24 protein-coding genes and 1 other RNA gene are annotated in these 25,442 nt (G+C 47.6%); 17 read left to right on the forward strand and 8 right to left on the reverse strand.

Features of this window, described 5'->3' with window-relative positions; translation table 11 throughout:
- Window positions 1-136: 136 nt before the first annotated feature.
- The 11 genes from galU (at window position 137) to KNO85_RS03485 (ending at window position 10,554) form a co-directional block, all read left to right on the forward strand.
- Window positions 137-1,018 (forward strand): UTP--glucose-1-phosphate uridylyltransferase GalU, encoded by an 882-nt coding sequence (gene galU / locus KNO85_RS03435; protein WP_214786967.1) that lies wholly within the window; start codon window positions 137-139, stop codon window positions 1,016-1,018.
- Window positions 1,019-1,177: 159 nt separating this feature from the next.
- Complete coding sequence (locus KNO85_RS14945) at window positions 1,178-1,306, forward strand: hypothetical protein (protein ID WP_260569889.1); 129 nt, start codon at window positions 1,178-1,180, stop codon at window positions 1,304-1,306.
- A gap of 47 nt (window positions 1,307-1,353) precedes the next feature.
- Complete coding sequence (locus KNO85_RS03445; protein ID WP_083600113.1) at window positions 1,354-2,241, forward strand: YitT family protein; 888 nt, start codon at window positions 1,354-1,356, stop codon at window positions 2,239-2,241.
- Window positions 2,242-2,314: 73 nt separating this feature from the next.
- Window positions 2,315-2,539 (forward strand): preprotein translocase subunit SecG, encoded by a 225-nt coding sequence (gene secG / locus KNO85_RS03450; protein ID WP_012726902.1) that lies wholly within the window; start codon window positions 2,315-2,317, stop codon window positions 2,537-2,539.
- A 102-nt stretch (window positions 2,540-2,641) separates the two neighbouring features.
- Window positions 2,642-3,382, forward strand: coding sequence for an alpha/beta hydrolase (locus KNO85_RS03455; RefSeq protein WP_214786970.1), 741 nt, complete (start codon window positions 2,642-2,644; stop codon window positions 3,380-3,382).
- A 15-nt stretch (window positions 3,383-3,397) separates the two neighbouring features.
- A complete protein-coding gene (gene rnr / locus KNO85_RS03460; RefSeq protein ID WP_214786972.1) occupies window positions 3,398-5,803 on the forward strand; it encodes a ribonuclease R in 2,406 nt (801 codons plus the stop codon).
- Between the two features lie 54 nt (window positions 5,804-5,857).
- Window positions 5,858-6,328, forward strand: a complete 471-nt coding sequence (gene smpB / locus KNO85_RS03465) for an SsrA-binding protein SmpB (RefSeq protein ID WP_214693541.1) — start codon at window positions 5,858-5,860, stop codon at window positions 6,326-6,328.
- Window positions 6,329-6,377: 49 nt separating this feature from the next.
- Window positions 6,378-6,733: a transfer-messenger RNA gene (ssrA, locus tag KNO85_RS03470) on the forward strand.
- 119 nt (window positions 6,734-6,852) lie between these two features.
- Entirely contained in the window at window positions 6,853-6,996 is a 144-nt protein-coding gene (locus KNO85_RS03475; RefSeq protein WP_214786974.1) for an alcohol dehydrogenase, read from the forward strand.
- A gap of 338 nt (window positions 6,997-7,334) precedes the next feature.
- The gene (locus KNO85_RS03480; RefSeq protein WP_214786976.1) at window positions 7,335-8,264 is read left to right on the forward strand and encodes a Hachiman antiphage defense system protein HamA; all 930 of its coding nucleotides are present in this window, start codon (window positions 7,335-7,337) and stop codon (window positions 8,262-8,264) included.
- On the forward strand, window positions 8,254-10,554 hold the full coding sequence (locus KNO85_RS03485) for a helicase-related protein (protein WP_214786978.1): 2,301 nt from the start codon (window positions 8,254-8,256) through the stop codon (window positions 10,552-10,554). Before KNO85_RS03480 ends, KNO85_RS03485 begins: the two co-directional genes overlap by 11 nt.
- A gap of 487 nt (window positions 10,555-11,041) precedes the next feature.
- On the opposite strand, the gene KNO85_RS03490 is transcribed toward KNO85_RS03485, so the two are convergent.
- Both KNO85_RS03490 and KNO85_RS03495 read right to left on the reverse strand, forming a co-directional pair.
- A complete protein-coding gene (locus KNO85_RS03490; RefSeq protein WP_214786981.1) occupies window positions 11,042-11,542 on the reverse strand; it encodes a hypothetical protein in 501 nt (166 codons plus the stop codon).
- 82 nt (window positions 11,543-11,624) lie between these two features.
- Entirely contained in the window at window positions 11,625-11,813 is a 189-nt protein-coding gene (locus KNO85_RS03495; RefSeq protein ID WP_214786983.1) for a hypothetical protein, read from the reverse strand.
- Between the two features lie 135 nt (window positions 11,814-11,948).
- Between KNO85_RS03495 and KNO85_RS03500 the strand changes: the two genes are divergently transcribed.
- Together KNO85_RS03500 and KNO85_RS03505 are read left to right on the forward strand one after the other, a co-directional pair.
- Complete coding sequence (locus tag KNO85_RS03500) at window positions 11,949-13,361, forward strand: NAD-dependent epimerase/dehydratase family protein (protein WP_214786985.1); 1,413 nt, start codon at window positions 11,949-11,951, stop codon at window positions 13,359-13,361.
- 133 nt (window positions 13,362-13,494) lie between these two features.
- Complete coding sequence (locus KNO85_RS03505; RefSeq protein WP_251130572.1) at window positions 13,495-15,051, forward strand: SulP family inorganic anion transporter; 1,557 nt, start codon at window positions 13,495-13,497, stop codon at window positions 15,049-15,051.
- On the opposite strand, the gene KNO85_RS03510 is transcribed toward KNO85_RS03505, so the two are convergent.
- Both KNO85_RS03510 and KNO85_RS03515 read right to left on the reverse strand, forming a co-directional pair.
- Entirely contained in the window at window positions 15,048-15,377 is a 330-nt protein-coding gene (locus KNO85_RS03510) for a YolD-like family protein (protein ID WP_214746123.1), read from the reverse strand. The genes KNO85_RS03505 and KNO85_RS03510 overlap by 4 nt on opposite strands.
- Window positions 15,374-16,669 carry a Y-family DNA polymerase gene (locus KNO85_RS03515; RefSeq protein ID WP_214786989.1) on the reverse strand — a complete coding sequence of 432 codons (1,296 nt, stop codon included), beginning with the start codon at window positions 16,667-16,669 and terminating at the stop codon, window positions 15,374-15,376. Before KNO85_RS03515 ends, KNO85_RS03510 begins: the two co-directional genes overlap by 4 nt.
- Before the next feature lie 364 nt (window positions 16,670-17,033).
- On the opposite strand from KNO85_RS03515, the gene KNO85_RS03520 reads away from it, so the two are divergent.
- The 4 genes from KNO85_RS03520 (at window position 17,034) to KNO85_RS03535 (ending at window position 22,779) form a co-directional block, all read left to right on the forward strand.
- Complete coding sequence (locus KNO85_RS03520) at window positions 17,034-19,319, forward strand: bifunctional 2',3'-cyclic-nucleotide 2'-phosphodiesterase/3'-nucleotidase (protein ID WP_251130574.1); 2,286 nt, start codon at window positions 17,034-17,036, stop codon at window positions 19,317-19,319.
- Window positions 19,320-19,494: 175 nt separating this feature from the next.
- Window positions 19,495-20,937: a carbon starvation CstA family protein gene (locus tag KNO85_RS03525; RefSeq protein ID WP_214786991.1), complete on the forward strand. Its 1,443-nt coding sequence runs from the start codon at window positions 19,495-19,497 to the stop codon at window positions 20,935-20,937.
- 95 nt (window positions 20,938-21,032) lie between these two features.
- Window positions 21,033-21,704, forward strand: coding sequence for a PAQR family membrane homeostasis protein TrhA (gene trhA / locus KNO85_RS03530; RefSeq protein ID WP_214786993.1), 672 nt, complete (start codon window positions 21,033-21,035; stop codon window positions 21,702-21,704).
- A gap of 157 nt (window positions 21,705-21,861) precedes the next feature.
- Window positions 21,862-22,779, forward strand: coding sequence for a proline dehydrogenase family protein (locus KNO85_RS03535; protein WP_214786995.1), 918 nt, complete (start codon window positions 21,862-21,864; stop codon window positions 22,777-22,779).
- A 54-nt stretch (window positions 22,780-22,833) separates the two neighbouring features.
- Here KNO85_RS03535 and KNO85_RS03540 read toward each other — a convergent pair whose 3' ends face one another.
- The 4 genes from KNO85_RS03540 to KNO85_RS03555 form a co-directional block, all read right to left on the reverse strand.
- Entirely contained in the window at window positions 22,834-23,166 is a 333-nt protein-coding gene (locus KNO85_RS03540; RefSeq protein ID WP_214786997.1) for a hypothetical protein, read from the reverse strand.
- 26 nt (window positions 23,167-23,192) lie between these two features.
- On the reverse strand, window positions 23,193-23,756 hold the full coding sequence (locus KNO85_RS03545) for a YcxB family protein (RefSeq protein ID WP_214786999.1): 564 nt from the start codon (window positions 23,754-23,756) through the stop codon (window positions 23,193-23,195).
- 48 nt (window positions 23,757-23,804) lie between these two features.
- Complete coding sequence (locus tag KNO85_RS03550; RefSeq protein ID WP_214787001.1) at window positions 23,805-24,347, reverse strand: YcxB family protein; 543 nt, start codon at window positions 24,345-24,347, stop codon at window positions 23,805-23,807.
- Window positions 24,348-24,466: 119 nt separating this feature from the next.
- Complete coding sequence (locus KNO85_RS03555; protein ID WP_214787003.1) at window positions 24,467-25,369, reverse strand: SDR family oxidoreductase; 903 nt, start codon at window positions 25,367-25,369, stop codon at window positions 24,467-24,469.
- Window positions 25,370-25,442 lie beyond the last annotated feature (73 nt).

Raw genomic sequence — 25,442 nt, forward strand, 5'->3', positions numbered from 1 at the left:
TTTGGGGTATGGTATTATTTAAAATCGAAGCGCGACGACGATTGGTCATGACGATATTGTCATGGTCTCTATTTTGTGTCAAAACACACAAATTTTGGGTATACTCTCTACATAACGAGTAAAGGAGCCAACGCTTATGACACGAGTACGTAAAGCCATCATTCCAGCCGCCGGTCTCGGCACCCGCTTCCTGCCCGCCACAAAAGCCATGCCGAAAGAGATGTTGCCGATCGTCAACAAGCCGACGATTCAATTCATCGTCGAGGAGGCCGTTGCCTCGGGCATCGAGGACATCATCATCGTCACCGGTAAAAATAAGCGGGCCATTGAAGATCATTTCGACCGTGCCCTCGAGTTGGAACAGAATCTGGAGTCAAAAGGGAAGACGCGCTTGCTCGAATCTGTCCGTCACTCCTCGAACTTGGCGAACATTCACTACATACGCCAACAAGAGCCAAAAGGCCTCGGTCATGCGATTTGGTGTGCTCGGAAATTCATCGGGGACGAACCGTTCGCTGTCTTACTCGGAGACGATATCATCGAATCGGATGTCCCGACGACGAAGCAGCTAATCGACCAATACGAGGCGCACGAGCGTTCCATCATTGGGGTGCAACGTGTTCCGCATGAGATGACGAACCGATATGGGATCATCGACCCGCTCGCTGTCGAAGGGAAGCTCATTCCGGTGCGAACGTTTGTCGAAAAACCGCCGGTCGGGGAGGCCCCGTCGAACTTTGCCATCCTCGGACGCTATATTTTGACACCGGATGTCTTTGAAGCGTTGTCCGACCAGGAAGCCGGTGCCGGAGGAGAAATTCAATTAACGGATGCGATTGCTCGCTTGAATGATGAGCAGACTGTTTATGCTTACGAGTTTGAGGGTCGCCGTTATGACGTAGGAGAACCAATCGGATTCGTCGAGACGACCATCTGTCACGCGCTCAGCGACCCGGACTTAAAAGATGACGTCCGTGCCTTGTTGAGACGTCTCGTGAACGAGTTTGATGAGCAGTAAAACGATGAGGCGGTCGAGGTGCTGGGCACAGACGATACGTATGACCGCATCAAAATGATTGACAAAGTACCTCTCGAAGCGTTACCTTACTATACGATGAATAAAAACAAATGACGTCTGTTCCGGCAGACCAAATACAATGCGCGTCTCTAAGCGAACATGAAGACCGCGCGTGAGAAATATAACTGGGATTTGGAAAAAGAGGCACTCTTGAACGTCTACGCGAATGCTGCGGAGCGCAAGTTGCCGATTATGAAAGACGGTGCGCCAAAGCCAGTACAATCTTAAGACTGCGGCTTTGGCCGCGGTCTTTTTTATATGGAGGGAGGACATTTATGAAACGTCAACAGCAACATCTCTTACGCCAACAAGTATGGCGCAAGCTACAAACCATCTCGGTGAAGGACATCGCCTGGATCATCGCGGGCTCGTTCATTCTCTCGTTCGGGGTCAACTACTTCACCGTACCGAACGATTTCTCGGAAGGTGGCCTGCTCGGGGTCACGATCATCCTGTACTACGTGTTCGGCTGGGACCTCGGGCTCACGTCGATCATCGGTAACGGGATTCTCTTTATCGTCGGCTATAAACTGCTCGACCGTCGGACAATGGTCTATTCGGTCATCGCCGTGGTCGCAACGTCATTCTTCCTTAGTCTGACGCACGACTGGGGCAGCCCTGCCGAGGACAAACTTCTCGCGGCCGTCTACGCCGGGATTATGATCGGGGTCGGGATCGGCATGGTGCTCCGTGTCGGTGGGACGACCGGTGGGGGCGTCATCATCGCCCGGCTCATGGAGCGCTATCTCCATTTGAGCGTCGCCGTCTCGATGTTCATCATCGATGCGATCGTCGTCGCGACATCTGGCTTCTTCTTAGGGGAGCAGGTCGTCCTCTATACGCTCATCGCCATCATCATCGGTTCGTGGGTCATCGACCTCGTAGCGGAAGGACTCAATATCCGCAAGGCCGTCACGATCATCAGCGACAAGCAAGAAGAGCTCGCCGTCGTCTTGACAGAAACGCTCGGCCGCTCGGCAACGATCATCCATGGACATGGCTACTATACGAAGCAAGATAAGAACATGTTGTATATGATCGTCGACAAACGTCAGATCGCGCCACTCAAAAAAATCGTCCAAGTGACGGACGACCGTGCCTTCGTCGTCATCCACCAAGTGAAGGAAGTCATCGGGGAAGGGTTCAGCTACCCGTCCCGATAATTTGAATGCTGGTGTTTTGACGATAACTTCTATATAATAAAAGGCGTGTAAATAGAAGGAGGAACTGACTACTATGCAAACGATCGCTACAATCAGCCTACTTGTCGTGGCTGTCTTATTGATTGTCGTCGTACTGCTCATGTCAGGTCGGTCGCAAGGTCTTGGAGCGATTGCAGGTGGCGCGGAGCAGTTGTTCGGACGCCAGAAAGCGCGCGGCTTCGATGCTGTTTTGAACCGAACTGCAGCTGTACTAGGCACTTTGTTTTTCATTTTAGGATTACTAGTCGCATCATTATGATGATAAGGCTGATCGTTCTCGATTTTCACGTGAGGCGGTCAGCTTTTGTTTTTTCGATTTATTTTTTGGGAATAATGTAGATACGAGGAGATGACAGATAAAATGAAAGTGACAGCACCAAAACCGTTCTTCTTCGAGGGCGGAAAACGTGCCGTGTTGATGTTACATGGCTTCACTGGATCGAGCGCGGATGTCCGCATGCTCGGTCGCTTCCTTCAAAAAGAAGGATACACATGTATGGGACCGATCTATCGTGGTCATGCCGTCCCACCGGAAGAGTTACTCCAATATGGACCAGAAGACTGGTGGGAAGACGTCTTGAACGCCTACCAGACACTCGTCGACAAAGGCCATGAGGAGATCGTCGTCTGCGGACTATCGCTAGGTGGCGTGATGTCGCTCCGTCTCGCCGAGGAGAAAGACGTCAAGGCGGTCATCCCGATGTGCGCGCCGACTGGAATCGATGCCGAGGACCGCTTGTACAAAGGAGTCCAGGCATATGCCCGAGAATATAAGGGTAGAGAAGAAAAGTCGCCGGAACAGATCGAGCAGGAGATGGCAGAGTTCAAACCGATGCCAACGCTAAAAGACCTCCGTGCCTTCGTCCGCGACACGGCGTCGAAGCTCGAGGACATCTTCGTCCCGACACTCGTCGTCCAAGGCGCCAAAGACAACATGATCGACCCGGAATCGGCGAATCAGATTTACGAGGCGGTCAACACGTTCCAAAAAGAGTTGCTCATGTATGAGAACTCGGGACATGTGATCACGCTCGACAAAGAAAAAGAGAAACTGCACCAGGACGTGCTCGATTTTCTCGAAACGTTAGACTGGTCAGTCTAAGAAGGAGGTGTCACGTTGAATTTACGTGACCAATTACTAGAGATCTTACAGGCGAGCGAGAAACCGCTCTCTGTCGATCAACTGACCGAGCGACTACAGCTCGCGTCGACGGATGACTTCAAAGAACTCATCCGCACATTGAATGCCCTCGAAGAAGAGGGTGCCATCGGCCGGACGCGGACGAACCGTTACGGGACGCTCGCCTCGCTCGGCCAAGTCGCGGGGATCATCTCGATTCACCAGCGCGGGTTCGGCTTCTTGTCGGTCGAAGGGGAAGCGGAAGACGTGTTCTTGCCGCCCGACCAACTGAAGGACGTCTACCATGGCGATACAATCCTCGTCAAAAAACGTGAGGACAACCGTGGCAAGACAGAAGGAATCCTATTGAAAGTATTGAAGCGCGGACTCTCGGAGTTCGTCGGGACATATACGCTCCCGAGCGGTCGACTCGACCAGTTCGCCTTCATCGAGCCGGATGACAAACGCATCAACTTCTGGCCGGTCGTCAACCCGGACAAATCACTCGGTGCCGTCGACGGACATAAAGTCGTCGTGCGCATCACGAAGTATCCGGACGGACGCTTCGCTGGTGCCTGTGACGTCGTCCGCATCATCGGGCATAAGAATGACCCAGGCGTCGACATCTTATCGATCGTCTATAAGCACGGTATTCCGACGGAGTTCCCGGAAGACGTGATTGCTCAGGCGAACGCCGTACCGGACGAGGCGGATGAGAAAGACTTCATCGGTCGTGTCGACCTTCGTGACGAGACGATCTTCACGATCGACGGCGAAGATGCGAAAGACTTGGATGATGCCGTCCACGTCAAAAAACTCGATAACGGGAACTACGAGCTCGGTGTCCATATCGCCGACGTCTCGCATTACGTGAAAGAGGGCTCGCCGCTCGACGTCGAGGCGCTCGAGCGTGGGACGAGTGTATATCTCGTCGACCGCGTCATTCCGATGCTGCCGCACCGACTCTCGAACGGAATTTGTTCCCTCAATCCGCACGTCAACCGCTTGACGCTCAGCTGTGTCATGGAGATTTCCCCGCAAAACGGGAAGGTCGTCAGCCACGACCTGTTCCCGAGTGTCATCAAGACGACGGAACGAATGACGTATACGAACGTCCGTGAAATCATCGAGCGCGATGACGAAGAGACGTTGAAAAAGTACGAGCCGTTCATCGGTGAGTTCGACCTCATGGCCGAGCTCGCGGAAGTGCTTCGGAAACGCCGTAACTCGCGCGGTGCGATTAACTTCGATTTCGCTGAGGCGAAAGTCGTCGTCAACGAGGAAGGGAAGCCGGCGGATATCGTGCTTCGTCCACGTTCGGTCGCCGAGAAGTTGATCGAGGAGTTCATGCTCGCGGCCAACGAGACGGTCGCGGAACATTTCCACAAAATGGACGTCCCGTTCATCTATCGTGTCCACGACAATCCGAAACCGGACAAGCTCGACTTCTTCTTCGACTTCGTCGCAAACTTTGGCGTTCATATCGAACGCATCAAAGGACAGACGGTCGAACCGAAGACGCTTCAAAAGATCTTGAAGGCGATTGACGGGGAACCAGAAGAGCCGGTCATCAGCACGATCATGCTTCGTTCGATGCAACAGGCGAAGTATGACGACGTCTCGCTCGGTCACTTCGGACTCGCAACGGACTTCTATACGCACTTCACGTCACCGATCCGTCGTTACCCGGACTTGATCGTCCACCGTCTCATGCGGACGTACGTCTTCAACAACGACTTGTCGGAGCAGACGATTGCGAAGTACGAGGACCGTCTCGGGGCGATCGCCGAACAGGCATCGAAACGGGAACGTCGCTCGGTCGACGCAGAGCGTGAGACACAGGCGCTCAAGAAAGCCGAATATATGGAAGCCCATCTCGGTGAAGAGTTCGATGGTGTCGTCGCCGGCGTCACGAACTTCGGGATGTTCATCGAGCTCCCGAATACGATTGAAGGGCTCGTTCGTCTCCAGTCGATGGATGACTACTACCATTTCGACGAATCACAACTCATGTTACTCGGGGAGCGGACGAAACGTCAGTTCCGTATCGGAGACGCCGTCCGTGTCAAAGTCGACGCCGTCAACCTAGACGAGCGGACAATCGACTTCACGGTCGTCGGCATGCCGAAACGGGAACCATCGACACGTCGCCAACCGACAACGATCAAAGCGAAAGGCGGTCGTCCGAAGAAGGACGAGAAAGACCGTCGTGGCGGTCGCGGTCGGGACGACAAGAAGAAGCGCGGCAAACCAGGAAGACCTGGGAAACCGGGTAAACCAGGCGAGAAACCGAAACGAGAAGGGGAGAAGTCTTCCCAAGGACGTTCGGCACTCGACCTGAAGAAGAAAGACAAGCACAAACGAAAAGGCGACGCCAAACGAGGAGCGAAGAAACGTCGCTGACGGGGAAGGGCTCGTCCCTTCCTCCGTATCTTGTAGATAAAGGACTGAATGTGTATGGCCAAGAAGAAAGATTCGAACGCACTCGCCCAAAACCGCAAGGCGTCCTTCGATTACGCGATCGAGGATACGATTGAGGCGGGCATGGTGCTCACAGGGACGGAGATCAAGTCGGTCCGTCAATCGAAGATTAACATCGCGGATGCGTACGTCCGATTCGACGGGGGCGAGGCGACGCTTCACAACTGTCATATCAGCCCGTTCGACCAGGGGAACCGCTTCAACCATGAACCACTCCGCGTCCGAAAGCTATTGTTGCATAAGAAGCAAATCAATCAGCTCATCGGGGCGTCAGGGCGTGACGGCTACACGATCATCCCGCTCAAAGTGTATATCAAGAACGGGTTTGCCAAGTGCCTGCTCGGTGTCGGAAAAGGGAAGAAGAAGTACGACAAACGTGAGGACTTGAAGAAGAAAGACGCGAAGCGTGACGTCGACCGTGCGATGCGCGATCGGCAAAAATACTGACAACGAATCCTAATTGTGGTATATTAAATAGAGTACCAATTACCACCCCGGGGACGTTATGGATTCGACGGGGGTAGGTCGGTCGTATGTGGCGTGTCGAGGGGTCGGCCTCGTTAAAACGCAAACGCCTATAACTGGCAAAACTAACACACAACTCGCAGCAGCCTAAGTGCCCTGCGGATCCTGACATCCATCGCTTGTGTGGATGACTTTCAGGGTCTCAAACTAAGCAAGCTACGCTTCAACCTCGCCGTCTGAGGGCGCGAAGAAGAGATGAAACAGACTGGATGCGACAACGCCTGTTTATCGGCAGTGTCACATCGAGATTCAATAGATAAACTACACACGTAGAAGCATACGTTACGATGCCTTCGGACGCGGGTTCGACTCCCGCCGTCTCCATTTTGAAGCAGTCTGTAACGACTGCGATCAATGATTTTCATGAAGACCTTCTAATTTCATTGAGATTAGAGGGTCTTTGCTTTTGATTGAGGATCAGCCATGAAGAAAGGAAGGTGAAACGCATGGGGAAATATCAATTAGACACGAGAAGCAAAGTAGCTGCGGCGAAGTACCAAGACGGGAAAAAGCCGACTGTCTCGAACAAGAAGGAACGATTGAACCAGCTTCGTGAAGCGTATTTGCAGAAGCGACAAGAGAAGAAGTGATCTGACGAAGGATAATGAGTTTTAATGGCTTTCAAATATAGTGTTGAATAAATTGAACTCAAAATAGGGTCACCGTGCATATTTTAATGCATAGGTGATTTTTTATTTCTTCTTTTAACAAACGTATTTAGTTTGATTCATGCTTATATCGATTAATTTGCATTTATAATTGTGAATTCTATCACAACATAAAAATTTTAAAATAATGAATTTAATTAGTCTGTCGAAAAATTAATAGTATAATTTACAATGATAAAATTTGTTAAAAATAGCATCATTAAATTAATTTAATTCTATATATGTTAAAATTAAGGGAGTTAAAAGCCAATTGAGAGTAGGTGAATGAAATTATTACATTTTCTTCTTTATTTAACGATATGATAGGAAATTTAGTTAAAGATGTATTGATTTTTTCTTATAGTCATTCAAGTGAAGAAAAATATGAAATTCATCCGCATTATCATAGCTTTGAGGATGAAACACCATTTGAGATAGGGGTTATTTTAAGAAAACATATAATATTTTCAAGTTACTCTGAGAGAGAAATTATAAAAAAATATAATTTAGGGCAGATGCAAAATTTAGAAAAATTGGTTCAGTGGACAAAAAAAAATAGACTTCCTGATAGAAGTGGAGCTCAAAATGGGTTATATAGTGAAGTTTTATTAGATTTAATTTTAAACTTATTGTATCCAAATATTTATAAAGGATGTATAAGAACTATACATAGGCAAAGATCTGATAACAATGAGATAAAAGGTTTTGATTCCGTACATGTTCTTATTGATGAGTATGGTAAATCTTATATGTTGTTAGGTCAAGCTAAACTAGGGCAAAAAAGATATTGTGTAGACAGTATAAAAAAGGACTTAGAAAAAGTCGGATTTTTATATACATATGACGAGCTATGTTTTATAGCTGATAAAGTTGATTCATTAGAGGATTCTGTAAAAGAATTGTTAGAAGGATTGAATAATTTATTTTTTGAAATGGAAGGAAACGATCCACAGATAAAAAAAGATAATTTAAATGCATATTTAACTGCCAACAATATAATTTTATCAATACCATGTTTAATTGCATATGATTCTGATGTTTCATATACGTCTAATGAGATAAACAAAATAGAGGAAGAAATAAAATCTGTCATTGAAATTTTAAACTCTAAAGATTATTCGCACGATGGAATTAATTTTAATATTTCTTTTATTATTTTCCCGATTAGTAACATTCAAAATTTGAGGGAGGGTATGGATAGTGAGTGCTAAGCTAGAATTGATAAGAGCTATCAATAACTATGAAGAAGAATCATTTGAAAAATTTGAAGAATTAAAAAATATTATATGTGAAATCTCAGAAAATGAAAAGTTAAGTAATGATAAATTTTTAAGAGATTTATTATATATTGCAGCCAATAAAATGAGGATTTTTGGATATAACAGAATGAATAATTTAGATGCTCGGGAGTTAAAATTTTTAAATGAGAATAATAAAATAGAAGAAGGAATTTCTGAAGAGTTCTATTTATCTAATGAACTTATTCGATCTTATTACACTTCAGGAAGCAATTCTTTACTAGATTATTATCAAAAAGCATTTTTGGATAAATTCGATAGTTTGAATAGTAAAAAAATTTTTTTAAGTGCCCCAACATCTTTTGGAAAAACATTTCTATTAAAAGAACTAATATTAAAATATAAATACAATAATGTGATCTTAATTTTTCCAACGATTTCGCTTTTGATTGAAAATATTAATGAAATAGAGACCTTCTGTCTCGAGAATACTCTTGACTATAAAATAGTTAATAGTAAATCTCAGATTATTAGAGATAAAGGGAATATATTTATACTAACTCCAGAAAGAGTTCTTAATCTATTGGCTGAATATCCTAAAATAGAAATAGATTTTTTCTTTATGGATGAGATATATAAATTAGATGATTCTTTAAATGAATCACAATCATTGGACAGGGATAGAGATAAAGTATTTAGAATTGCTTTATATTTATTATCAAAAAAAGTTGAATCTTATTATTTGGCTGGACCATATATAGATTTAGAAAATTTAGGGGAAGGATTTAAAAAATTTGTTCGTACAAATGAAATTGAATTATTTCAAGTACACAATGAATTAGTAAAAAAAGAATACTATGAGACGTGGAAAAAAAATATTTATATAAACAAGAATAAATTGCAATTAGAGGGTAATAAAGTTGAGAAAACTGTAACACTTTTAAATTATATTAATAAGCACGAGCTAGGACAGACGATAGTTTTTTGTGCTAATCAAAATCAAATACTTGAAATCGCTAATTCAATTTATAGTAATACTATAATGTCTGGAACGACTAACAGATATAACAGTTTCATAGAACACTTAAATTACAGATATGGGTTTTACGATAATGATGTTGAAGTAAGATGGTCTATCCCGGATATGCTCCAAAGAGGGGTTGGTGTTCACCACGGATCTATACCTAGATATATACAAACGGAAATTCTAAATTTTTTTAATAAGGGAATAATAGATACAATTATTTCTACTACATCTATAACAGAAGGTGTTAACACTAATGCAAAAAATATTATTTTTTTTGGGAACAGCAAAGGTGGGAAACCTTTTAAGTTTTTTGATATAAAAAATATAATAGGCAGAGCAGGGAGATATTACCATCATTTTGTTGGACGTACTTTTTTTATGGAAAAAAATACATATGATAGATTACAAAGTAATGCGCATGATACTTTAGATTATGTAACGTTTACTGAAAGAGAAATGAATAGTGTAGATATTGATAATACTGATAAAGAAGATTTGATGGGTAATAACTACGATAGAAAGATTAATAGAGAAATTGAATTATTAAATTTTAATTTTAGTGAAGAGATTTTTGTGAAAAACAGATTAATTGATAAATTGAGTCAAGCACAACTGGCAGACTCTCTGATGAAATTAGATAGTTCTGAAATTAATGCTATGAAAGAAAGATATAGCTCAATAAAAAAAATTCTGGAGAATGGTATTTTGTACGATATATTCGAAAAAATGTATAACGTAGGAATTATACAAGAACATGAAAAAAATCTATATCCAGCAATAGCAGGAACGTATTCCATGAAAGGTTTCAAAGGCTTATTAAGCTATGAAATAAAAAAAATGAAAGATGGAAAATCGGCTTTAGAATGGATAGATTATAATAAGTGTTATAAAAAAGCATTTGATAAATTAAAAAAAATAATTGAGTATAGAATACCAAAATTATTAAACGTTTATTTTGAAGTATTTAAATATGTTTATGTAGAAAAAGTAAAAGCAGTGGAGTTGAATTTTGATTATATTATAACTTTTTTTGAGACTGGTATATTTTCTGAAATGGGTACATATCTATTTGAAAAAGGCTACCCTATAGAAACAATTAAAGAATTAGAAAGAAGCTTTCAAGAAATAATGAATCTTGAAATTGGTGAATTCAGTTTGAATAAAACAAAGAATCTTGAGAAACTTTCAAAAACCCTAGATACTTATGAACTTTTGTTACTAGACGAATTGATTTAGGGGAGGACAGTTGCTATTTAGTTTTGTTCATTTTTATAAATCAATCATCGTGATCGTAGACGAGAGAAGCTATTTCGATTAAACGTCAAGAATCATTTAAATGAAGAATATGACTTCATCGCTTTATCTCGCTCAACGAAAAATGAGGAACACTGATGTGATTTATTTTTATATGATGCCATTCCTAATAAATTCACCAAAATAAATAAAATGAGTTTAACCAACGATGAACTGAACCCTGAATGATAAACACTTGATAAAAAGTGCGCATTCAGGTTTTTTTGTATGCAATCGAATAGATATAATGAATCCATTCATTCATAGGGGGAATGTATCTATGAGTAACATTATATTCAAAGAACATCAGGTCAGGCTGAGATTCGTGTCGACTATACCGCTAATAACAGAGAACTTCTAGATGACGGTACTGGTTTAGATTTATCATTTTATCAGTAATCCCACTCTCCAATCGGAAAGTGGGATTTGTTCAGTCAAACACTCGACTGATCCAGCGTTTGAAAAAGGGTTGGCCTGATTGTGTCACGCTATGATTGTCGAGCTCCACCTCTTCGATCGTCTCATTCGGAGACGTCAATTGAATCGTCATCTCGTCACCAAGCCCGGTCGTGACACCGCTCTCAAATTGAAGATTTCTTGTCACATACGCGTTTGCGTATAAGAAACCACCTTTTTCATCCACTTGTACCTCCTGAATCGTATAGTGGAATTGCTCGACCCAATCTCGTTGACCGAGGAGGAGCCGGACGACGTCATCTTCGTGTGACAGTTTCGTTCGCTCGATATTTTCAAGAGGAGTATGCGCTTCAATCGCTTCTCGCTGCGCTTCTAAGATATTTTTGAAGTGGTGTGTCGCAGCTTCTGTCGTCCATGCAGCGGACCTCGTCTTCGACTCGGTCGCATAATGGAAAAGAGCAAATCCAATCAAGGCGAATAACGCCATGGCACTTACTCGTTTGAACTGTTTCATTGTCGAGCTCCTTCCATATCAATTCAAGATTGAAGACGTTAAAAAGGTGTAAATGGATCTCGTTATTACTCTAGAGTGTGACCTATCGATCGGTGATTTGATTCAACCAATTCGCGACCAAGTCCGCGCTGCCATCTTGGAACATAAATATGGATACCCCGACCATCACAAGCCCGACTAAAATCAGTCCACCTTGTTTTGCGCTACTTGCAATCCCTCGCACGATGAGGATTATTCCCAATCCAAGCAAAAGAAAATACCAGAAACCCATGAATATCCCTCCTTTTTCTAATTATTCTCATTTTATTACGAATCGAACGGACAGGCTTTACATACTTAGACTGATTTATCTTTTTAAAAAGAAGGGTACATTACCTCTATGCGAATAATTAGGGGAGTGACCATTATGCGGAAAACGATTGTTATTGCGGGGGCGAGTGGCTATATCGGCTCGAACGTGATGGAGCAACTAAAAGAAGAATACGATATCATCGCGTTGTCGCGATCGACGAAGAATAAAGAAGATGAGGCCCATATCACGTGGCGTGCCTGTGATTTATTTTCATATGAGGCAACAAAAGAAGCATGTGAGGGAGCGGACTACGCCATGTTCTTGGTCCACTCGATGATTCCGGACGGCGGATTGACCCAGGCGACGTTCGAGGACATGGATGCGCTCATCGCCGATAACTTTGCCCGAGCGACGAAGGCGAACGATATCGAGCAAATCGTCTATTTGAGCGGCATCATTCCAAAACAAGAGAAGACATTGTCGCGTCACTTGAAGAGTCGACTCGAGGTCGAACGTATTCTCGGCGGACAAGGAGTGCCGGTGACAACGATTCGGGCGGGGCTCATTATCGGTCCGGAAGGTTCGTCGTTCCCGATTTTAGCGAAACTCGTCAAGCGGTTGCCGTCGATGATCTTGCCAAGGTGGACGAAGACGGAGACGCATCCGATTGATATCCGTGAAGCCGTTCAGGCGCTCATTTCGGTCGTTGGTGCGGAGTCGCTCTACGACCGGCATATCGACATCGGGGGTCCCGAAGTGATGACGTATCGGAAGATGATCGAGCAGACGGCGGAGGTCATGGACAAACGTCGCGTCTTGATCGACTTCCCATTCCCGACAATCAAACTGTCGCGGTTGTGGGTCATGGCGGTCACGGGTGAACCGAAGGCGACCGTCTATCCGCTCGTTGAGAGCATGGGTCATGCGATGGTGGCAGAAGATACGGTTGAAGGCATCGGACAAGGTGAGATTCCGTTCAAACAGGCGGTCGAACATGCACTTGAAGAAGAGGAAAAACAATCCTCGGGCGATAAGAAGAAAAAGCAGCCGAAGTCGTATACTGTCCGCTCGATTCAGCGGTTCGGTCTGCCGGAAGAAAAGTCGGCGCTTTGGATGGCGGACACGTACTTTGAATGGCTCGGTCGTTTCATGTATCCGCTTATCCAGACGACAAAAGAAGACGATGATTGGGAGATCGCGCTTCTCGATCCGTCATTCGTCGCGCTTCATCTATCGCTTGAACAGGAAGCGACAGACGATATGGCATCTTTTGCGATTGATGGGGGCAAGTTCGTCAAATTGAGTGAAGAGGACAAGACAGGTCGTCTCGAGTTCAGACGCTTACCAGAATCGGATGAAGGACTCGTTGCCATCCATGAGTTCGTGCCGGCTCTCCCATGGTGGTTCTATACGAAGACACAGGCGAAAGCCCATCTCGTCGTCATGTGGCTGTTCGGTCGTCACGTGAAGTTGTTGGCGAAAGACGCGGAAGATGGCGATCAAGTCGTAGAGGCTCCGACGAATTGAAGGGAGACGCATCGAAAGGTGCGTCTTTTTCTTTTGTACATTCTGTTAACGTTTTTCTCAACCCGTTTACAAACCCTCTTTCCAGGCGTACACTAAACTCGCTTTTGAACTGATTGGAAAGAAGGAATGTATGATGCAAGACTCACTCTCCACACGTGAGATGTGGCAAAAGGACATCTCGGCCGGGATTACGGTCGGCGTCGTCGCCATCCCGCTCGCCATGGCATTCGCCATCGCCTCTGGGGTCCCACCGGTATATGGGCTCTATACCTCCATCTTCGCTGGGATACTCGTCAGCCTGTTCGGGGGTTCGACGTTCCAAATCGCCGGACCGACGGGGGCGTTCATCCCGATCGTCTCGGGTGTCGTTCTCGCATACGGGTATGAAGGGTTACTCGTCACGACCGTCCTCGCCGGTGTGTTACTGCTCCTCATGAGCGTGCTCCGAGTCGGACGGCTCATCCGTTTCATGCCCCGTGCCGTCACCATCGGCTTCACAGCGGGAATCGCCGTCGTCATCTTCGTCGACCAACTCGATGAGTTGTTCGGGGTCACCTTCGAGAAGGCACCGCACTTTCACGAGAATCTGCTTCGTCTCGGTCAGGCGTTGCCCGACGCATCGATGTGGCCGATTGTCATTGCCGGGATTGGCTTCTTGACGCTTTGGCTCGTCCCGAAGCTGCCGTTCCGTTTACCGCTCTTACTCATGGCGATGCTCGTCCCGACGTTCGTCAGCCTCCTCATCCCGGGTGAGGTCGCGACCATCGGAAGTGCCTACGGCGGTATCCCGAGTGGACTGCCAACATTCCACTGGCTCGCGATCGACCTAGACCTAATCACGATGCTCCTTCCATCTGCGTTCGCCATCGCCTTCCTCGGTGCGCTCGAGTCACTTCTTTCAGGAACGGTCGCCGACGGGATGGCAGGGACGAAGATGAAGCCGGACAAGGAACTGTTCGGACAGGGTCTTGCGAACGTGATCACGCCGTTCTTCGGTGGAATCCCGTCGACGGGTGCCATCGCTCGGACAGCGACGAACATTCAGGCGGGTGCGGTCAGCCGACGTGCCGGTGTTATCCACGGCATTACGGTACTCGTTGCGGTACTCGTTCTTGCCCCGTTTGCGAGTTATGTGCCGCTCGCCGCACTCGCCCCGATCTTGATGAGGGTCGCCTGGAACATGTCCGAACGCCATCACGTGATGGCGTTGTTGCGTCATCGTTCATCCGAGTCGCTCGTCCTCCTCGTGACGCTATTATTGACGGTATTCGTCGATTTAGTCGTCGCCGTCGAGGTCGGTGTCATCTGTGCGCTCGCGCTCTTTGCGAAGCGGATGGCCGATACGATTGATGTACGTGAACGGACAGAACGGTACGTCACGCGAGACGGCCAAATCGTCTTCAGTGTCGAAGGACCACTCTTTTTCGGTGCGGTCGAGCTGTTCGAGCACGTCCTCCATCACATCCATCGGGAGCCGAACGTGTTCATCTTCAACTTCCACCGCTGCCCGGTCATCGACGTGACCGCGGTCGAGGAGTTGCGGCGTGTTGTCACTGAACTGAAAGCGGCCGACCGGCATGTCATCTTCGCGCATCTGTCGCCATCGGTCCGCGCGACGCTTGCTCACTATGGGCTACTCGACGGGATTGAGACGTTTGAGACGACCCAAGAGGCAATCGAGGCGTCTTAACGGACGGACAAGATATCGCCAAACGGGACGCGTCGTACCTCACCGTCGAACAGTTCGACTTCGCGCTCGGCATAATAGATGGCGTGGACATAGCCGCGCATGCTTTTTGTCAGGCCGTCCACAAACAAGGTCACCTCGACCTGGTCGCCTTCACGGATGGCCCGTTCGAGCTCGGTCTGCCAAAGATAGAGGAGCTGTTCGTCCAAGTCGGGCAACTCGATCTTTTGAATTTGGGCATAATAACGTTTCAGTAGGGCAACGTGCTCGGGCATGAGAAATGGGATCCATTTCAACTCACCCCGGTCACGATAGCGGGTCTTGCTCATGAGGAATCGCCTCCTTGTTTATGTCCGCCAATTAAACGTTGGCGCGTCCGGAGCGGACTGTCTTTTAGTAGGCTCGACGCCGGTCGGATTGTACCGCGACCGAACCGGACGTTCAAACCATCAATCAAATCGAGGAAGTCGAGCCGTTTCGCCTTCGCCCATTCGTCTTCGAAGAATGACAATTGGACATGATCGCTCCGTGGCTCGAGTTTGCCGAGGGCGACCGAGACGTAGCGGACGGCCTCTGTCTCTTCCCAGCCGTCTAAAAATAGCTGCAACAAGATTGGGAGAAACTCTTGCTCGTCCGCTGTGAAGCGGGGGAGCTTCTTTTGTTTACTGAACCCACCCCGGTCGCTTGTCCGCGTATAGCGCACCCCGAGATGGATCGTCCCGCCGACGAGTCCCGCTTGCCGGGTCCGCATCCCGACTTCGACCGCAATCGCCTGTAAGACGAGCCGGATTGAGGAATACGTCGCGTAATCTTTCATGAGGGTGATTCCGTGTCCGATCGACTTCGGTCGCGTCCGTTTTGCCCCGAACAACGAACTCGCCGGCAAGATGGTGGGGGACTCGTCGATGCCCCAGGCGTGATGCCAGAGTTCGGCGCCGATGACGCCAAATTTTTCATGCAACACGTCGAGCGGATAACGGGAGAGGTCACCGATCGTGAAGATGCCGAGCCGCTGCAGGTGGAACGCCATCTTCGTCCCGACGCCCCACATCTTTTCAATCGGAGCCGGATGAATCAGTCGCTCGACGTCGTGGAGGAGACAGGTGGCGACCCCTTTCTTTTTCGCATGCAAGTCGAGCACGAGCTTGGCGAGGACGTTGTTCGGTCCGATGCCGATCGTCACGGGGATACCCGTATAGCGAAAAATCGTCGCACGCATGAGGTGGGCGACGTGCTCGTCACTTCCGAACAGCCGCTCCGTCCCGGTCATGTCGACGAGCGTCTCGTCAATCGAATAGACGCGAATCGCTTCGGGTGGGGCGAACTGATGGAGGATGTGGATAATTTGGATCGAGACGTTCAAATAATGACTCATCCGCGCCTCGGCATACAAAACGTCCCGACGTTCGTGCCACGGAAGGCGGTCGATATGGAAACGACGCGACCCGGTCTTGATGCCGAGCTGTTTCATCTTCGGGGTCGCCGCAAGGACGAGTGCCCCGCTGTCCTGTAGATTCGAGAGGACGACGAGCTTCGTATGGTAAGGATTTTTGTTGCGCGCGGCACACTCGCAACTGGCATAGAACGAGACGCTGTCGATACAAAAGATTCGTCTGCGCATCGTCACCACTCCTTTTTTACGAACAAATGTTCTGTTTTTCTCATCGTAACACGGTCTCACGCCGTCTCAAATAGTGAATTGAAAATATTTTTACAAAGACTTTTTGAAAATGGAGATAAATTATAATGGAGGCGCAACTTCTCCAAGCGTAGAAGTGAGCTTTCGTCTTTTATAGAGAAACTCTTCGAAGATCTATAGATATGGATTATTCACTGTTCGTACACAACCTGAACAGGAAGATAGACCTAATTTCTGTAAAGGAAATTAGGTCTTTTTTATACAAAATTTTAATAGAAGGTCAACGAGGCTGGTGTTATATTGAGTATGGTTAGACACTTATCAACCAGACAAAGGGGACAATCACATGAAAAGTGCAATGAAATGGTCGATCGCGACCGCGCTCGTATTACCAACCGTTTTACCGCTACAGGCACCAAACGTTTTGGCAGAAGTCGACGAGGATATCGTCAAGCTCCGTTTCTTAGAGACGACAGACTTACATACGAACATCACGAACTATGACTACTTCCAAGACAAGGTCGACAATACGATCGGGTTGACGAAAGTCGCGACACTCATCAATGAACATCGTACAGCCGCTGGGGAATCGAACACGTTCTTGTTCGATAACGGCGATACGATTCAAGGGACACCGTTTGGCGACTACGTCCGTGAGCTTCAAGCTGGGAAAAATGAAGCGTTCGAGCATCCGATGTATAAGGCGATGGCAGCACTCAACTATGACGCCGTCACGCTCGGGAACCACGAGTTCAACTTCGGTCTCGAATTCTTGTACAACGCGATGGAAGGATCGAAAGGGAAGCTCCGTTTCGTCAACTCGAACGTCAAAGATTTAGAGGGCAACCCGATCGTCTCGAAGTTCAACGTGGATGGACAAGAGGTCCAGATCATCGAACGGACGGTCACAGACTTGGACGGGGAAACACATACAATCAAAGTCGGTGTGTTCGGTGTCGTTCCGCCGAAAATCATGTCATGGGATTCAGGGAACCTACAAGGTCGTGTGACGGCGGAGGACATCATCCCATCGGCGCGTGAATCGGTTCAAAAATTGAAAGACCAGGGAGCAGACGTCGTCGTCGCACTCGCGCACTCAGGCATTGGCGAAAGTGCAGCACTTGCGGACGAACAACTCGACAGCGAAGAGAACGTCGGGTATGCGCTCACGAAGATTGACGGGCTCGACATGGTCATGACGGGACACCAGCACGGTCGCTTCCCGGATGCGAAAGGTATGTTCGCCTCGTTCCCGAACGTCGATATGACAAAAGGGACGATCAACGGGAAACCGGTCGTCATGGCGAACAACCAAGGGAAAGACCTCGGTGTCATCGATTTCGAACTCGAGCTCGTCGACGGCAAATGGCAGATTCTTGACGCATCGGCCGCACTCGACACGGTGACGGCTGATACAGCGGTCGACCCGACGATCCAAGCGTTGATTGAAGACGACCACTTGGCGACAATCGACTACATCAACCAGCCGGTCGGACAGATTCAAGACGATATTCAAAGCTACTTCGCGCTCGTTCGTGATGATGCATCGGTCCAGTTCGTGACGAACGCACAGAAATGGTACGTCGAGAAAGAACTCGAGACGAACCCGGAACTTTCACCGTATAAAGGTCTGCCACTCTTGTCGGCAGGGGCACCGTTCAAAGCGGGCGGTCGTGAGTTGACGGACGCGAGCTATTACACGAACATCCCGAAAGGTCAAATCGCCTTGAAGAACGTGGCGGACCTATATGTCTATCCGAACACGCTCGAAGTCGTCAAAGTGACAGGGAAAGACGTCATGGACTGGCTCGAGATGTCAGCGGGGGCATATGACCAAATCGAGGCGGATGGGGAAAACCTCCTCAACCTCCAGTTCCGTAGCTATAACTTCGACGTCCTCGACGGCTTGACGTATGAAATCGACGTTACAGGACCAGCGAAGTTCGATGTCGGCGGGAAGCTCGTCAACGAGAACGCCAACCGTGTGAAGAACGTTGAATATAACGGGCAACCGATCACGATGGACCAAGAGTTCTTAGTCGCGACGAACAACTATCGTGCAGGGTCGTCTTCATTCCCAGGTCTCGGTGGCGGGAAGAACATCGTCTATCGTTCAGCGTATGAGACACGTAACGTCATCTCGGACTATATCGTGTCGAGCGGCAGCAACTTGGACTATAAAGCCGACAACAACTGGAAGATTGTCGCGGACGCGAAACGTTCTGTGACATTTGAGACAGCAGATGCCGGCAAGCAGTACTTGAACCTTTACGAAGGTATCGAAGCGACAGACGTGACACGTGCGGACGCAGCCGGGCGTCTCTTCCGGACGTATACGCTCGGTCTCGAGCCGACAGCACCAGAGTTCGTGTTAAATCTCACAGTGGATACGATCAAACCGGGTGCGAAACGCGTGACGGGAATGACAGCCCCTGGAGCAGACGTGACGCTTCGCGATGGCAATCGCGTCTTGGCTGAGACGGTCGCGAATGAGAACGGAGAATACGTACTGTCTGTCAAACCGCTCAAACTTCGCCAAACGGTGGAAGTCGTCAGTGAAAAAGAAGGTCAGACGAAGTCAGAAATGAAAGTCGTTGGTGCCGGTCACGTCGGTGAACCTGCACTTCGTTAATTGGAAATGAGCTTCCTGAATGGGGGCTCATTTTTTGTGGCAAAAATGTGAATGAAAACCCTTACAATATATAAAATCTTCTTGTATAATCAATCATGTAATCGGTTACATGACACGTGTAAACCGAAGAGCTGACGGGGATCAGCTACATATGGACGGAAAAGGGGACTGACAGATGATTACATTCTTTGTCGCACTCGCACTACTTTTGGTCGGGTATTTGGTATATGGTCGTTACGTCGAGAAGACGTTCGGCATCAAGGAAGAGCGGACGACGCCCGCTTACGCTTCCCAGGACGGCATCGATTACGTGCCGATGGGTAAAAAACGGAACTCGATGATTCAATTATTGAACATCGCCGGTGTCGGACCGATTTTTGGACCGATCATGGGGGCGCTCTACGGACCGGTCGCATTTCTCTGGATCGTCTTCGGGTCAATCTTTGCCGGGGCGGTACACGACTATTTGACAGGAATGATTTCCCTTCGGAATAACGGGGCACACTTACCACAACTAGCGGAGAAGTTCCTCGGACGCTCGCTCCGCCATATCGTCAACGGATTCGCACTTTTACTTCTTTTACTCGTCGGAACGGTGTTCGTCACGTCTCCGAGTAACATGATCAACAACTTGTTTGATGGAAATGCATCGACGCTCATGTTCGTCATTTTCGCTGTGTTCGCCTACTATATCTTGGCGACACTCCTCCCGGTCGATAAGATCATCGGGCGCATCTACCCGTTCTTCGGGGCGCTTCTTGTCGTCAGTGCGATCGGGATCGCGGTCAGCTTGTTCGCACAAGGTTACCAAATCCCAGAAATGACATTGACGAACATGCACCCGGACGGCTTACCGATTTGGCCGCTCCTCTTCTTCACGATCTCATGTGGGGCGCTCTCTGGCTTCCACGCGACACAGTCGCCGATCATCTCGCGGACGACGATGAAAGAGAGCAACGGCCGTTCTATTTTCTACGGTATGATGATCGCCGAAGCCGTCATCGCGATGATTTGGGCCGGGGCTGCGATGGCGATCTTTGAGCCAGGTGAATTGCTTGGACTCATCAACTCAGGGACGCCGGCACTCGTCGTCCAAGAAGTGGCGACACTCATGCTTGGTAGCATCGGTGGGACGCTTGCGATTCTCGGGGTTATCGTCTTGCCAATCACGTCAGGTGATACGGCATTCCGTAGTGCCCGTATGATTATCGCGGACTACTTGTCGATTGCGCAGAAGAAATTCTCGTCACGCCTCTGGATCGCACTTCCGCTCTTCGCGATCTCATACGTGCTCACGAATATGGACTTCCAGATGCTTTGGCAATACTTCAACTGGGCGAACCAGACGACGGCAGTCATCGCACTGTTCGTCGGGGCGATGTATCTCTACATTAAAGGGAAGAACCATTACATCGCGCTCCTTCCGGGGACGTTCATGTTGTATGCGGTCTGGTTCTACATTTTGACGGCACCGATCGGCTTCAAGCTTGACGGAGTCCTTCCGTATGTCATTTCAACACTCGGTACATTGACGCTTCTCGTCTTGTTCCACAAACGGGCACGCGCGATGCGGGCTGCACAAATGGAATGTGACATTCCGGTGAAAGAAGTCGCATAATCTCGACACGGGCTAATCGGTAGCCCGTGTTTTTGATTGCGTTCAAATAGGGAAATGTCCATACTAGAGGGAACAGTTATGGAAGGTGGGAGCATATGAAACAAGAACAACTCAAAGAGATGCTCCATGCCGACACGCTCGGGGAAGAGATTGCGAGCGCGATCACGCACGGCTTAGGAGTCATCTTCAGTATCGTCGCCCTCGTCTTGCTCGTCATGAGTGCGACGGAAAGTGGGAGCACGTGGAACGTCACGGCGGTCAGCGTGTTCGGGGTATCGATGATCTTACTTTACCTCTTCTCGACACTCATGCACGCCATTCCGCATCCACGGGCGAAGCGGGTGCTGCAAGTGTTCGACCATGCGGGCATTTACTTACTCATCGCCGGAAGTTATACACCGTTCGCCCTCGTGACGCTTCACGGGACGCTCGGCTGGACGTTGTTCGGGATCGTGTGGGGAGTGGCGATTCTCGGAATCATCTGGAAACTATTTTCGACCGGGAAGTACATGTGGGTGTCAAACGTGACATACCTCGCACTCGGCTGGATCTGCATCATTGCCATCCGTCCGCTCTATGAATCACTCGGGCATCAAGGGTTCATGCTTCTCCTCGCCGGAGGGATTGCTTATTCGGTCGGCATTGTGTTTTATGTGTGGCAAAAACTGCCGTTCAATCATGCGATTTGGCACTTGTTCGTCTTAGCGGGAAGTGTGTTCATCTTCCTCAGTATTCTGCTCTATGTCGCACCTTCGACAAGCCTATAAGACAGCCGTCCTACGGGGCGTCTGTCTTTTTTGAAAAGTTGGGAAGAAAGTGCTGAAAACGGTTACAAAAATACAGACGAATTGACGTTTGTGTGTCATAATAATTGCAGACATCATCATAGAGATAGATGGGTGTAAAAGTAAGGGGGAAAATCAGATGGAAAAAGTGTTGCGCGATGGATTTATCTACATGTCACAAAACAAAACACTCAACAGTTTGGCAAAAAAATATGGCCTACGATTTGGTGCATCACGCTTTGTAGCAGGGGAAGACTTTAAGGCTTCCGTTTCGACAATTCGCGAGTTGAACGCGAAAGGGTTGTCGGTCACGGTCGATCACCTCGGGGAATTTATTAAAACGGTCGAGGAAGCGAATACGAATCGAGACGAAATTATTCGTGCGATTGAAATTATGGCAGAAGAGCAATTAGATGCCTACATGTCCCTTAAATTGACGTCACTTGGCTTCGACATCTCGGACGAGTTGATTGAAGACAACATGCGTCAAATTTTGACGGTCGCACAAAGAGTCGGGGTCTTTGTGGCCATCGATATGGAAGACGAGCAGCGTTGTGAGAAGACGCTCGAATTGTTCAAGAAGCTGAAGGCTGAATTTGACGGTCTCGGGACGGTCATTCAGTCATACTTGTATCGCTCGGAAGATGACATCAATCACCTCGCGCCGCTTAAGCCGAACCTCCGAATCGTCAAAGGGGCATACAAAGAGCCGGCGACGGTCGCGTTCCCTGAAAAAGAAGACGTCGACCATAACTATGTGAAGCTCGTCAAGCTCCATCTTGCGAACGGAAACTACGCATCCATCGCGACACACGATGATCATATGATTGACGCCGTCATCGAGCACGTCAAAGAAAACAACATTCCACTCGACCAGTTCGAGTTCCAGATGCTATACGGTATCCGCGTCGAGCGTCAACTCGAGCTCGTGCGCCAAGGATACAAAGTCCGCGTCTACGTGCCATACGGCCGTGACTGGTACGGTTACTTCATGCGCCGCCTCGCGGAGCGCCCGGCGAACGTGGCGTTCGTGTTAAAAGGAATGGTCAAGAAATGAGAAAAGCACGAACGTCCGTCAAAGGATGTTCGTGCTTTTTTAATGTGTTCTCTATTATTTGATGACATCGATTCGTTCGGCCTTCCCTATAGCGGAGGTATTGTCAGTTGTGGATTCGTTTAACCAAATGTTGACCTCGAGTGGACTGTGCAATCGCTCCATCTCGTCATTCAAATCGGACATATCTACCCAAACTTGTCCATCGGATTGATCATCAACTAACATCATCCTCTTCTCAACATTCACTTCTACAATCTTCCCTTGAAGATCGACCTCGCTATAATCTTTGTCTTGAATGGAAGAACAGCCTGCGATTAAACCGAAACAGAGTGGGACTACAAGGAGCAAACTGATTCGTTCTTTGAAGAAAATCATATCGTGGTTCATGAATGAATGTTCCTCCTTAACCGAAGTCATACATTTGGTGAGGTAGACAAATATTTTTCCAGTGTCTGATCGATTTCAAGCTGTTCAGCTTCACTGATTCCTTGTCTTGCTTTTGGGATGATCAGTGCCTCATCTTCTTCATAATACAAGAAGCGATATGTCTCGTCTTCGTTCACTTTTTTGATGGATGCCCATGGAACTTGAGTCGTTCGATGAATGTTTGTACTAACAGAATGGACTTCGACGTGAGTCTCATAAAATTGAAGAGTGGTCTCTTTTGGCCAAGTCTGACTCTTTTGCAAGAAACGACGATTTAGTCGCAACATATATGGTGCGTACAAATCATTTAAAAGTGGCGTCAGCAAGAGTGCGAACAAAAATCCGACGGTGACGGCAGTCAATATATGTAATGCGGTCGACTCAGGTCGATACGGGAAAAAGAGTGTCCCTACATACCCGATGCCAATCAGAATGGCGCGCATATATTTCATCCATACCTTGCGTCTTCGTTCATGTTCTTCAGTGTGATGGATCAATTCTTTTTGAAAAGATACGGCATCTTCTACTGTCATTTGATACGTGAACGTCAAGTCGTTCACTCCTTTCAAACTTCTTTGTCAATCAGCATATTAATCTGATTACTTTTTGATATGTAGACGGTCTTGTAACCATCGATTGATTTCAGTTTGGTCGATTTCACTGATTCCGTGATTCCGCTTTGGGATGATAAACACTTCATTTGTCTGGAAATATAAATAGCGGTTTGTTTCATCTTCACTCATATTTTGAATCGCTTCCCATGCCACGTGTATGTGTTTGGTTACGTTATGGTGAATTGAATGAAATTCAATACCGCTTTCACTTAAGTGTAAGGTGACTTTTCTTGGCCATTTCGTATTCGTTTTTATAATTGACCGAGTTTGTCGAAGAACGATTTTTTGGTAGAGTTTCGCGATGAATGGTAAAAGCAACAACCCGATGATCAAGCTTCCGACTAGTGGGTATAAAGCATTCTGTTGAGGAAATACATTAACCAATAATAAAATCCCATAAAAAATGGCGAGTATTTCTACGACAACAGTAAAGGCAATGCGCTTTTTTTTATGAATTTCTAAATGGGAAACAGAATTTTTCTGGAGAGCGAAAAAATCGTGTTCCGTTAAGTAATAGTGAGTGGTCAATACGTTTCCTCCATTCTATATAAAGTGGTAATCTCTTCCTTATTAAAACATAGAAAAGATGGAGAAGGGAAACAAAAGGAACGAATAAAAAAGACCCAGCAATCGCTGAGTCTCACGCATTATCCATTAATCACCGTACCGCCGTTGACATGAATGACTTGGCCGCTTACGTACGTTGAATCATCGCTCGCGAGATAGACGTAGGCCGGTGCGAGTTCGGCCGGTTGCCCCGGACGCTTCATACCGGAAGAGTCACCGAATGATTTCACTTTCTCTGCGTCGAACGTCGACGGGATGAGCGGCGTCCAAATCGGTCCTGGTGCGACCCCGTTGACGCGAATCTTTTTGTCGGCCAAGTTTTTGGCGAGCGAGCGGGTGAACGCAGTGATCGCGCCTTTCGTCGACGCATAGTCAATGAGTTGATCGTTTCCTTCATATGCCGTGATCGAAGTCGTATTGATGATGCTGGCTCCTTCTTTTAAATACGGGAGCGCGGCTTTCGTTAAGTAGAACATACTGAAGATATTCGTGCGGAACGTCTTTTCGAGTTGCTCGTCCGAGATGTCTAAGAGCGATTCTTGCGGATGCTGTTCGGCGGCATTGTTGACGAGGATGTCGATATGACCGAACGTCTCGAGCGTCTCTTCGACGACTCGTTGGCAGAAAGAAGATTCCCCGAGGTCTCCTTGAAGCAAGAGGCAGGCTTGACCCAAGTCTTCAATCCGTTCTTTCGTCGCTTCCGCGTCTTCGAGCTCGTTTTGGTCTTTATAGACGATGACCGAGTTCGCGCCTTCGTGGGCGAAGAAGATGGCGACCGATTTTCCAATCCCGGAATCCCCACCGGTGATGATTGCGACCTTGTCTTTTAACTTTTCACTTCCTTTATAGTCCTCTCGTTCATAGATTGGGAAAGGCTCCATCTTCGAATCGATTCCCGGTTGATGGGCCTGTTCTTGGGCGTTCTTTTTGAACGATTCAAAATCCTCTCGGCTGCCGGCAGTGTTTAAACGATTATCTCGCATGTATATATTCCCCTTTCTAAATTTGACTCTTTTTGTCTATACCACACCGATTAAAAACTAATCGTTCAATTAA

Origin of the sequence: Exiguobacterium sp. s124, from assembly GCF_018617485.1 — a bacterium.
Classification (GTDB): domain Bacteria; phylum Bacillota; class Bacilli; order Exiguobacteriales; family Exiguobacteriaceae; genus Exiguobacterium; species Exiguobacterium aestuarii.